General features: G+C 69.4%; 12 protein-coding genes. 6 read left to right on the top strand and 6 right to left on the bottom strand.

All coding sequences use genetic code 11. From position 1 onward, the window contains the following. The first annotated feature begins 339 nt into the window (after positions 1 to 339). The 3 genes from aceB (at position 340) to ABTZ43_RS11705 (ending at position 2960) form a co-directional block, all read left to right on the top strand. A complete protein-coding gene (aceB, locus tag ABTZ43_RS11695) occupies positions 340 to 1992 on the top strand; it encodes a malate synthase A (protein ID WP_350538923.1) in 1653 nt (550 codons plus the stop codon). A 120-nt stretch (positions 1993 to 2112) separates the two neighbouring features. Further along, a complete protein-coding gene (locus ABTZ43_RS11700) occupies positions 2113 to 2490 on the top strand; it encodes a hypothetical protein (RefSeq protein WP_350538924.1) in 378 nt (125 codons plus the stop codon). Between the two features lie 35 nt (positions 2491 to 2525). Further along, positions 2526 to 2960 carry a hypothetical protein gene (locus ABTZ43_RS11705; protein WP_350538925.1) on the top strand — a complete coding sequence of 145 codons (435 nt, stop codon included), beginning with the start codon at positions 2526 to 2528 and terminating at the stop codon, positions 2958 to 2960. Between the two features lie 40 nt (positions 2961 to 3000). On the opposite strand, the gene ABTZ43_RS11710 is transcribed toward ABTZ43_RS11705, so the two are convergent. Further along, positions 3001 to 3510: an Lrp/AsnC family transcriptional regulator gene (locus ABTZ43_RS11710; protein ID WP_056420040.1), complete on the bottom strand. Its 510-nt coding sequence runs from the start codon at positions 3508 to 3510 to the stop codon at positions 3001 to 3003. Between the two features lie 110 nt (positions 3511 to 3620). On the opposite strand from ABTZ43_RS11710, the gene ald reads away from it, so the two are divergent. Both ald and ABTZ43_RS11720 read left to right on the top strand, forming a co-directional pair. Beyond that, positions 3621 to 4715, top strand: a complete 1095-nt coding sequence (ald, locus tag ABTZ43_RS11715) for an alanine dehydrogenase (protein ID WP_350538926.1) — start codon at positions 3621 to 3623, stop codon at positions 4713 to 4715. 105 nt (positions 4716 to 4820) lie between these two features. After that, a complete protein-coding gene (locus tag ABTZ43_RS11720; protein ID WP_056420034.1) occupies positions 4821 to 6020 on the top strand; it encodes a pyridoxal phosphate-dependent aminotransferase in 1200 nt (399 codons plus the stop codon). A gap of 25 nt (positions 6021 to 6045) precedes the next feature. Here the strand turns inward: ABTZ43_RS11720 and ABTZ43_RS11725 are convergent, their stop codons facing one another. The 5 genes from ABTZ43_RS11725 to ABTZ43_RS11745 form a co-directional block, all read right to left on the bottom strand. Further along, complete coding sequence (locus tag ABTZ43_RS11725) at positions 6046 to 6447, bottom strand: VOC family protein (RefSeq protein ID WP_056420031.1); 402 nt, start codon at positions 6445 to 6447, stop codon at positions 6046 to 6048. A 63-nt stretch (positions 6448 to 6510) separates the two neighbouring features. Further along, positions 6511 to 7656, bottom strand: a complete 1146-nt coding sequence (locus tag ABTZ43_RS11730) for a UDP-N-acetylmuramate dehydrogenase (RefSeq protein WP_301285127.1) — start codon at positions 7654 to 7656, stop codon at positions 6511 to 6513. Continuing rightward, a complete protein-coding gene (locus ABTZ43_RS11735; protein ID WP_350538927.1) occupies positions 7656 to 8054 on the bottom strand; it encodes a MaoC/PaaZ C-terminal domain-containing protein in 399 nt (132 codons plus the stop codon). The genes ABTZ43_RS11730 and ABTZ43_RS11735 overlap by 1 nt, the downstream gene beginning before the upstream one ends. Next, positions 8054 to 8509: an FAS1-like dehydratase domain-containing protein gene (locus ABTZ43_RS11740; protein WP_350538928.1), complete on the bottom strand. Its 456-nt coding sequence runs from the start codon at positions 8507 to 8509 to the stop codon at positions 8054 to 8056. The genes ABTZ43_RS11735 and ABTZ43_RS11740 overlap by 1 nt, the downstream gene beginning before the upstream one ends. Positions 8510 to 8546: 37 nt before the next feature. After that, positions 8547 to 9347 carry a sulfite exporter TauE/SafE family protein gene (locus ABTZ43_RS11745; RefSeq protein ID WP_056420023.1) on the bottom strand — a complete coding sequence of 267 codons (801 nt, stop codon included), beginning with the start codon at positions 9345 to 9347 and terminating at the stop codon, positions 8547 to 8549. A gap of 128 nt (positions 9348 to 9475) precedes the next feature. On the opposite strand from ABTZ43_RS11745, the gene ABTZ43_RS11750 reads away from it, so the two are divergent. Continuing rightward, a partial coding sequence (locus ABTZ43_RS11750) for an AMP-binding protein (RefSeq protein ID WP_350538929.1) occupies positions 9476 to 10992 on the top strand: 1517 nt, incomplete at its 3' end.

Genomic DNA, 10992 nt, shown 5'->3' on the forward strand with positions numbered 1-10992 from the left:
TCCTGAGCGAGGAGCGCAGCGACGAGACGAAGGGCGACCACCTTTCCCACCCTTCGCGCCCTTCGCGCCCTTCGTCTCGCTCCGCTCGCTCAGGAACCGAGCACCTTCCCGGTTCCTGAGCGAGGAGCGCAGCGACGAGACGAAGGACGACCACCTCCCCCGCCCTTCCAGCCCTTCGCGCCCTTCGCGCCCTTCGCGCCCTTCGTCTCGCTCCGCTCGCTCAGGAACCGGACGTGACGAGACGAAGGACGACCACCTTCGCGCCCTTCGTCTCGCTCCGCTCGCTCAGGAACCGGATACGACGAGACGAAGGGCCACCCGATGAAAAGGACCACGACCATGACCACTCCCACCGCTCCCCCGACCACCGCTCCGATCCAGACCACCCAGCAGGGCCCCGCGATCACCGTGACGGGTCCGCTGCGAGAGCACTACGACGAGATCCTCACCCCCGAGGCCATCGCCTTTCTCACCGAGCTGCACCACCGCTTCGCGTCGCGCCGCCACGACCGGCTCGCCGACCGCCTGCGACGGCACTTCGAGATCGGCACCGGGCACGACCCGCGGTTCCGCGACGACACCAGGCACATCCGCGACGACGCCGCGTGGCGGGTGGCGGGAGCAGGTCCCGGGCTCGAGGACCGCCGCGTCGAGATCACCGGGCCGACGGATCCGAAGATGACGATCAACGCCCTGAACTCGGGAGCCCGAGTCTGGTTGGCCGACCAGGAGGACGCCACGAGCCCCACCTGGCGGAACGTCATCGAGGGACAGCTCTCGCTGCGCGACGCCATCCGCGGCACGCTGTCGTTCACGTCGCCGGAGGGCAAGGAGTACCGCGTCACCGCGGAGCGCACCCCCACGATCGTGATGCGTCCCCGCGGCTGGCACCTCCCCGAGAAGCACCTGCAGTTCATCGACCGCGCGGGGCGCCGCACCGCGGCATCCGGGTCGCTCGTCGACTTCGGTCTGTACTTCCTGCACAACGCGGAGGAGCTGATCGCGAACGGTCGCGGGCCGTACTTCTACCTCGCGAAGCTGGAATCCAGCGAGGAGGCGAAGCTGTGGGACGACGTGTTCTCGTTCAGCGAGGAGTACGTGGGGATCCCGCACGGGACCATCCGCGCGACGGTGCTCATCGAGACGCTGCCCGCGGCGTTCGAGATGGACGAGATCCTCTACGAACTGCGTGATCACTGCGCGGGGTTGAACGCGGGTCGCTGGGACTACATCTTCTCGATCATCAAGAACTACCGTGGTCGCGGCGCCCGCTTCGTGCTCCCCGACCGCAGCGAGGTCACGATGACGGTGCCCTTCATGCGGGCCTACACCGAACTGCTCGTGCAGACCTGCCACAAGCGGGGCGCCTACGCGATCGGCGGCATGAGCGCCTTCATCCCGAACCGGCGCGACCCCGAGGTGACGGCGCGGGCGATCGAGAAGGTCACGGCCGACAAGCGCCGCGAGGCCGGGGACGGCTTCGACGGCACCTGGGTGGCGCACCCCGACCTGATCCCGACCGCTCAGGCCGAATTCGATGCCGTGCTCGGCGACGGGACGAACCAGATCGACCGCTCACGCCCCGAGGTCTCGGTGACGGCGGCGCAGCTGCTCGATCTGCACATCGGACGGCCGATCACCGGTCAGGGCGTGCGCGACAACGTCTCGGTGGCGATCCGATACCTCGAAGCGTGGTTGCGCGGCCTCGGCGCCGTGGCCATCGACAACCTGATGGAGGACGCGGCGACCGCCGAGATCAGCCGCTCGCAGGTGTGGCAGTGGATCCACCAGGACCGCACGACCGAGGACGGCACGCCGATCACGGCCGAGTACGTGGAGGGTCTGATCGGCGAGGTGCTCGACACCGTCGACCGCACCGACGGCGACCGCTTCGACGATGCGGCGTCGGTGTTCCGCGACGTCGCGCTGAAGGAGGACTTCCCCGCGTTCCTCACCCTCGGCGCCTACTCGCGGTTCCTGGTCGAGGACTGACACCGCCCTCCCGTCGCGCCTCTGCGTCGACCGGTTCAGCCGCGAGACGCAAGGCGCGACGGGAGCGGATGCGGGCGATTCATGCCGGCATCCGTATGCCCGCTGTGCCACGCTGTGTCGATGAGCGACGCCTCCGAGTCCCGGCCCGCCTCCTCGCCGTTCACTCCACCCCCGGCGACGCGCCTTCCGGTGCCCACGCCGCACGCACCGCCGCGGGGAGGACGGTACATCGGCGCATCGGTGACCGCCTGGCTCTCATTGGGGACCTGGATCCTCGCACTGCTGCTTGTCGTCCTCGCGCTCCTCGCCGGCGGCGGCTACGCGCTCTTCCTCCCGGTGCTCTTCGTCTGGACCTCCTGGATCTGGAGCCTGGTGGGCGTAATCGCGCTGCTGCTGACCATCGGCATCCCGCAGTGCACCGGCGTCCGCACCCTCGCGTCCTTCGGCATCGTCCTGCACGTACTGTCCTTCATCACCTTCATCCTGATGTACGGCTGAGACCTCAGTCGTCCACGCGGGCGTAGCCTGAGGACATGACCGACGTCTGGACCGACATCGCCGCGGAGTTCCTGCACCTCTACCCCCGCGGCACCCGCCTTCTGGCCGTCGCCGGTGCGGATGCCGGGCGCTCCCGCCGGGCCGCCGACGACCTCGCCGCAGCCCTCACCGCCGCCGGGCAGTCGGTCGAGCGCGTGCACAGCGACGACGTCGACTCCCCCGTACTGCGCGACGTCGTCATCTCGCCGTTCCGCGCGAACGACACCGCGGGCACCGTCCTGATCGTCTCGGGACCCGCCGCGCTGCTCGGCCCCGACGCTCGCGGCATGTGGAACTTCACCCTCTGGCAGCTCGCGGGCGACGAGCAGCCGCACACAATCGCCTCGGCGCTGGTGGATGTCACCGATCCCGAGCATCCGACCCGCAGGTTCGCCGACTACTGCGCCCTCCCCGCCGCGTTCGGCTCCTGACCCGGCGGCCGCCAGCGGCCTCTCGCTCCGATGCTCCGGCTCAGCGGAACGAGGCGGCGACGGAGTTGCGGTGGTAGTCGAACACGATGCTGGTGCGCGTGGATGCGACGCTGCTCTGCGCCGAGAGGTGCTCGAGCACGAACTCGCGCATCTCGGAGGAATCGGCGACAGCGATGTGCAGCAGGAAGTCGTCATCCCCGCCGAGGAAGAACACCTGGATCACCTGGGGGAGCACCCGCACCCGATCGGCGAACTCCACGATGCTCTCGCGTCGTCCGCTCGGTCGCAGCGTGACGCCGATCACGGCCTGCAGGCCGGCGCCCAGCATCCGCTCGTCCACACTGGCGTGGAAGCCGGTGATGACCCCTCGATCGACCAGTGCGCGCAGCCGCGAGTGGGCCGTCGAGGGCGCGACACCGAGGTGCCCGGCGAGTTCGGCGTTCGTCATCCGCCCGTCCGCACTCAGCAGCGTGACGATGCGCGCATCGACGGCGTCGAGCGCGGGGGCCCGAAGAGTGTTCGGACGAGGGGGCTCCGCAGAGGTCTCCATGCGAACGATTATGCAGGAATTCGTCTCGATGCGAATCTTCTTCAGTGATTCTGTCTTCGGATCGACGTTTCTGCGATTCTGGGTGCACCCACACCGCACCTGGAGGATCGATGAAGATCGGCGTACCGACCGAGGTCAAGAACAACGAGAACCGCACCGCGCTCACCCCCGCGGGCGCCGACCGTCTGGTGCACGAAGGCCATCGGGTGCTGGTGCAGTCCGGGGCGGGTGTCGGGTCGGGCATCTCCGACGAGGCCTACCGCACCGCGGGTGCCGAGATCGTCGCGACGGCGGACGAGGCCTGGGGCGAGGCCGACCTGCTGATCAAGGTGAAGGAGCCCATCGCGCAGGAGTACGGCTTCCTGCGTCCCGACCTCACGCTCTTCACCTATCTCCACCTCGCCGCCGACCGCGCCCTGACGACCGCGCTGGTCGATGCGGGCACGACCGCCGTCGCCTACGAGACCGTGCAACTGCCCGACCGCAGCCTGCCGCTGCTCGTGCCCATGAGCGAGATCGCCGGCCGGCTCTCCGTGACGATGGGGTCGTACTCGCTGATGCGCTCCGCCGGAGGGCGCGGCGTGCTGATGGGCGGCATCGCCGGCACGCCCCGCGCCAAGACGGTCGTGATCGGCGGAGGCGTCGCCGGCGAGCACGCCGCCGCGAACGCACTGGGACTGGGCTCCACGGTCACCGTGATCGACATCTCCCTCCCCCGGCTCCGCGAGCTCGAGCACCGCTACGGCGGCGCGCTGCAGACCCGCGCCTCCAGCCGTTACGACATCGCCGAGGAGCTGGCGACCGCCGACCTCGTGATCGGCTCGGTGCTGATCCCCGGCGCAGCGGCGCCCAAGCTCGTCACCGACGACATGGTGGCGGCGATGAAGCCGGGCTCGGTGCTCGTCGACATCGCGATCGATCAGGGCGGATGCTTCGAGGGCTCGCGCCCGACCACGCACGATGACCCCACCTTCGCGGTGCACGACTCGATCTACTACTGCGTCGCCAACATGCCGGGTGCCGTGCCCGAGACCGCGACCCGCGCTCTGACCAACGCGACCCTGCCCTACGTCTCGGCGATCGCCGGCAAGGGCTGGGAGGCGGCAGCCTCCGCCGACGCCTCGCTGGCGAAGGGCCTGAACGTGCAGGGCGGCCGCATCACGTTGGACGCCGTCGCCCGCGCGCACGGGTTCACGACCGCCTGAGCGGTGCCCGCGGGAACGCGTGTCCGAGCGTGGCGCGCAAGAACACGGATTCTTGATGACGACCCACCCGGCGGTGCGACGCGTCATCCGAGTACGCTCGTAGTCGTGACCGAACGCGCTCCTCTCTCCCGCAAGCTGTCCGCCATCGCCGAATCGGCGACCCTCAAGGTCGACGCCAAGGCCAAGGCCCTCAAGGCCGACGGCAAGGCGATCATCTCCTACGCGGCGGGCGAGCCCGACTTCGCGACCCCGCAGTTCATCGTCGACGCCGCGGCCGAGGCCCTCGCCGACCCGGCGAGCTACCGGTACACCCCGGCTCCCGGCCTGCCCGCGCTCCGCGAGGCGATCGCTGCGAAGACGCTGCGCGACTCCGGCCTCGAGGTCTCGCCGAGCCAGGTCATCGTGACCAACGGCGGCAAGCAGTCCGTCTACCAGGCATTCCAGGCGGTCGTGAACCCCGGCGACGAGGTGCTGCTGCCCGCGCCGTACTGGACCACCTACCCCGAGGCCATCCGCCTCGCCGACGGCACCCCGGTCGAGGTGTTCGCCGGCGCCGACCAGGAGTACAAGGTCACCGTCGAGCAGCTCGAGGCCGCGCGCACCGCGCGCACCACCGCCCTCGTGTTCGTCTCACCGTCGAACCCCACGGGATCGGTCTACACCGCCGAGGAGACCAGGGCGATCGGCGAGTGGGCGCTCGAGCACGGCATCTGGATCATCAGCGATGAGATCTACCAGAACCTGACCTACGAGGGCGTCACGGCGACTTCGGTCGTCGAGGCCGTGCCCGAGGTCGCCGGCCAGACGATCCTCGTCAACGGCGTCGCGAAGACGTATGCGATGACCGGCTGGCGCGTGGGCTGGATGGTCGGGCCCGCCGACGCCATCAAGATCGCCGGCAACCTGCAGTCGCACCTGACGAGCAACGTGAACAACGTCGCCCAGAAGGCGGCCATCGCGGCCCTCAACGGACCGCAGACCGAGGCCGAGCAGTTCCGTGAGGCGTTCGACCGCCGTCGCCGCCTGATCGTCTCGGAGCTGTCGAAGATCGAGGGCCTCGTCGTGCCGAACCCCCTGGGCGCCTTCTACGTCTACCCCGACGTGCAGGGCCTTCTCGGCCGCACCTGGGGCGGCGTGACGCCGACCACGTCGCTCGAGCTCGCCGACCTCATTCTCGAGCAGGCCGAGGTCGCCGTGGTCCCGGGCGAGGCCTTCGGCCCGTCGGGGTACATCCGCATGTCGTACGCGCTCGGTGACGACCAGCTCCTCGAAGGCGTGCAGCGCCTGCAGCGGCTGTTCTCCTGACGCCGGCGGCCGCGCGGCACCGAGATCAGTCCTCGTCGCGGAATCCGATGAGCCAGCGGATGCCGTACCGGTCGACGAGCGTGCCGTCGTAGTCGCCCCAGGGTCTCTTCTGCAACGGGTCGATGACGCGGCCGCCGTTCGACAGGCGGTCGAACCAGCCGGTGAGGGTCGACGCGTCGGCGGTGCCGAGCAGCGAGAGGAACATCCCGCTCATCTGCACGGCGTCGTCGTCGGCCCCGGCATCGGCCCCGGCCACCTCGACCGGACCGGACAGCTGCCCGTGCGCGACCGCGTCTCCCGGGCCGTCGTGGCGACCCGCCTGCGCATAGTCGACGAGCTGCAGCTCCCCGCCGAAGACGGCGCGGTAGTGCTCCAACGCCTCAGCGGCGTTGCCGGGGAACATCAGGTACGGGATCAGTCCGCTCATGCCGCGAGTGTACGGCGAACCGTCGACGTTGTCAGTCGATCGGTCGCGGACGGCCGGGCGTGACTACAGTTCCACGCCGAGCAGCACCGGTTCGGGCTGCAGCACGAGCCCGAACTCCGCGTGCACCCGGCTCTGGATGAACCGTGCGAGCTCCGACACCTCGGCGGCTGTCGCACCGCCCCGGTTGGTGAGGGCGAGCGCATGCTTGGTCGACACGGAGGCCCGCGACCTCGGCAGCGCGAAGCCCTTGCGGATGCCTGCCTGCTCGATCAGCCACGCGGCGCTCACCTTGACGTCGGGAGTCTCGGGCTTGACCGGCGGAACGTACCCGTCGTACAGCGCGAGCGGGATCACCGTCACCGTGTCGAGATCGGGCGTCACCGGCCACCGCGGGCACTCGGGGGGCAGCGCGCGCGCCACCGCCTCGGGCACGATCGCATTCTGGAAGAACGAGCCGACGCCGTGCGTGTCGGGGTCGGCATCGTCGAGCAGCATCCCCTTGGACGCGCGGGTGGCGAGGATGCGCTCGCGCACCCAGGTCAGCGGCACGGGCGCGTCGGAATCCAACCCCAGCGCCCGGCGCAGCTGCGCGCCCTGCACGACCCGCTCCTGGGCGACCACGAGATCGACGGTCACCGAGAGGATGACGGCGCGACGCCGCGACACTCCCCCGTAGTGATGCTTGAGGACGGAGGTGCGGAATCCGAGCCCGAGTTCGGACGCGGGAACCACGGAGATCTCGCCCGTCGCCTCGTCGATCAGTTCGACCTCGACCAAGGTCTCCTGGATCTCCTGTCCGTATGCGCCGATGTTCTGCACCGGCGATGCGCCCACCGTGCCGGGGATGCCGCTCATGGCCTCGAGGCCTGCATAGCCGTGCTCGACCGCGTAGGCGACCAGGGCGTCCCAGCCGTGCCCGGCCTGCACACGCAGCCGGATGCGTCCGGCGTGCGGCGACGGGAGCTCCTCGATGCCCTGAGTGAGGATGCGGATGACGGTGCCCTCGAACGGCTCGTCGCCGATGAAGAGGTTGGAGCCGCCACCGAGGACGAACCAGTCATCGCCGCGCGACCACACGTCTCGCAGCGCCGCGACGAGCTCGTCGGTCGTCGCAGCCTCCAGCATCCGCTCCGGCGCGCCTCCGGTGCGCAGGGTCGTCAGGGTCGAGAGCGCCAGGGGCTCCCGCTCACGCACCACGCCGTCGCCCATCAGGAGGCGACGCGCAGCTGCGCCTTGACCAGCACGGTGGTCTCGTCGAACGTGACCTTGAGGTCGATGCGGGTCGAGGACTCGTCGACCGCACCCACCGTGGCCACCACGTGCAGGTCGGCACCCGCGGCCGGATCGACGACGACGGGTTTGGTGAAGCGCACTCCGTAGTCGAGGATCTCGGTGCCGGGCTCGAGCGCGGCGACGACCACGGACGAGGCGATGCCCATCGTGAGCATACCGTGGGCGAGGACGCCGGGGAGCCCGACCGAGGCGGCGATGTCGTCGCGGTAGTGGATCGGGTTGAAGTCTCCGGAGGCGCCGGCATAACGGACGAGGGACTCGCGGGTGAGGTGGACGCTGCGCTCTGCGACGACGTCTCCGACGGCGAACGGCATCACTGTGCTCCTTCTTCGGCGCCGACCAGCAGCACGCTGGTCGCGGTGACCACGTGCGCGCCGTCGGCATCGGTGATCTCGGCGGCGCTGGTGATCATCGCGTTGCCGCCCATCATGCGGATTCCGGTGACGCTCAGCCGGCCGGTGAGCTCGTCTCCCGCGACGATCGGTCGTGTGTAGGCGAACCGCTGCTCGGCATGGATGGTGCGCGCCAGGACGATCCCGGAATCGGGCTCCCCGAGAAGCTGCTGCAGAGTGAGGTCCTGGATGACCATGGCGAAGGTCGGCGGGGCCACGACGTCGGCGAACCCGGCGGCGCGTGCCGCCTCGACGTCGAGGTGCACCGGGGCGTCGGCGAAGACGGCGCGTGCGAACTCGCGCACCTTCTCACGACCGACGAGGTACGGGGGTGTCGGAGGGAACTCACGACCGACCAGTTCTTGATTCACTGCCACCCCTCGATCCTACCGAGGGCATGCGACGTCGCCGCCCTCAGTCGCCCTTCCGGTGCCCCTTGATCGCCTTGATCGCCATCTGCACGGCGATGAAGACGAGGTATGCCGCGAACAGCATGTTGCCGAGGAGCGGGTCGATGAGCGTCGCCAGCCACGCCCCGAGCGCCGTCGTCGTGCAGGCCGAGATGCCGACGATCGCCGCGGCGGTCAGATCCACGTTGCGATTGCGGAGGTTGCCGATGGTCCCCGAGATCGCGGTGGGGATCATCATCAGCAGCGAGGTCCCCTTGGCCACGAGGTCGCTGGTGCCGAAGGCGAGCATGAGGATCGGCACCACGACGATCCCGCCGCCGACGCCGATGAGCCCGGCGAGGATGCCGGTGCCCACACCGACCGCGACGAGGGCGATGCCGGTGAGCAGGTGCAGCTCGAACTCGGCGTCCCGAGACGGGATCACCAGGAACAGGCTGACGATCACGACCACGAGGAAGCCGACGAAGAACCATCGCAGCACGGTCTGCGAGATCCGCGGCAGCAATCGGGTGCCGATCTGGGCTCCGACCACCGCTCCCGCGGCGAGGATCAGCGCGGGGATCCAGGCGACCGAGTCGTTGAGCGCGTAGGAGATGACGCCGACCGTCGCGGTCGGGACGATGGCGGCGAGCGAGGTCCCGGCACCGAGTCGCTGATTGAAGTGCAGGAACAGCACGAGCAGCGGGACGATGACCGTGCCGCCGCCCACCCCGAACAGGCCGGAGAGGAGGCCCGCGAGGAGGCCGATCCCGATGAACGCCGTATAGGCACGAGGCCCTCTGTGTCGGGTCTCTGCATCAGTCACCGCATCAGCCTACTCTCGGGTCCGCCCTGCTCCGACTCTTGTACGCGCCACTGGGACCGGGTGCCGAGTTGTGCGACACTGGATCGCACCAGACGACGTCGTCGCCTCCCCGGATCGAAGGAGATCTCATGGTGCGCAGTTCCTATCCCGATATCGAGATCCCCGACGTCTCGATCCACGAGTTCCTGTTCGGCGACGTGGCGGAGGATCGCCTCGACGCCGTCGCCCTCGTCGACGGGGTCAGCGGGGCCACCACCACCTACCGCCAGCTGATCGCGCAGATCGACCTGTTCGCAGGGGCCCTCGCCGCACGCGGCGTCGGGGTGGGCACCGTGGTGGGAGTGCTGTGCCCCAATATCCCGGCGTTCGCGACGATCTTCCACGGCATCCTGCGCGCGGGAGCCACCGCGACGACGATCAACTCCCTCTACACGTCCGACGAGATCGCCAACCAGCTCACGGATGCCGACGCCTCGTGGGTCATCACCGTGTCGCCTCTGCTTGCGGGCGCGAAGGCCGCGGCTGCCGCGCTGGGCTTCGACGACGACCATGTGATCGTCCTCGACGGGGCCGACGGGCACCCTTCGCTGCCCGCTCTGCTCGGAGAGGGCAGATCCGCCCCGGAGGTCGACTTCGACCCGGCGACGCACCTCGCAGTCCTCCCCTATTCCTCCGGCACCACCGGCAGGCCCAAGGGTGTGATGCTCACGCACCGCAACCTCATCGCGAATGTGAGCCAGTGCCGCACCACGATCTCCGTCGGCGACGGCGATCGGGTTCTCGCGGTGCTCCCGTTCTTCCACATCTACGGAATGACCGTGCTGCTGAACTTCGCCCTGCGCCAGCGGGCCGCGCTGGTCACGATGCCGAAGTTCGATCTGGGCGAGTTCCTCCGTGTCGTTCAGGAGCACCGCACGAACTGGGTGTTCATCGCCCCGCCCATCGCCGTCGCCCTGGCCAAGCATCCGCTGGTCGACCAGTTCGACACCTCGGCGATCACGGTCGTGTTCTCGGGAGCGGCGCCTCTCGACGGCACGCTCGCGGCCGCGGTGGCCGAGCATCTCGACTGCGTCGTCTGCCAGGGGTACGGCATGACCGAGACGAGTCCCGTGACCCATGCCATCCCGTATGACCGCCCGGAGATCGACCGGTCCTCCGTCGGGATGCTGCTCGCGAACACCGAGGCCAGGCTGCTCGCGGAAGACGGGAGCGACATCGACGCCCCCACCGACGGTGTGAGCGAGCCCGGCGAGATCCTGATCCGCGGACCGCAGGTGATGAAGGGCTACCTCAACCGCCCGGACGCGACGGCCGAGATGCTGGATGCCGACGGGTGGCTGCACACCGGCGACGTGGCCACGGTCACCCACGACGGCGTCTTCCGGATCGTCGACCGACTGAAGGAGCTCATCAAGTACAAGGGCTACCAGGTGGCGCCCGCGGTGCTCGAGGCGGTGCTGCTCGAGCATCCCGCCATCGCCGACGCCGCCGTGATCGGCGCCTTCGACGACGACGGTCAGGAGGTGCCGAAGGCGTTCGTCGTCGTACAGCAGGGCGCGGAGCTCGATGCGGATGCCGTGATGGCCCATGTCGCCGCCCACGTCGCGCCGCACGAGAAGGTCAGGCAGGTGGAATTCATCGACGC

The organism is Microbacterium sp. NPDC097977 (assembly GCF_040302605.1).
Taxonomy (GTDB): domain Bacteria; phylum Actinomycetota; class Actinomycetes; order Actinomycetales; family Microbacteriaceae; genus Microbacterium.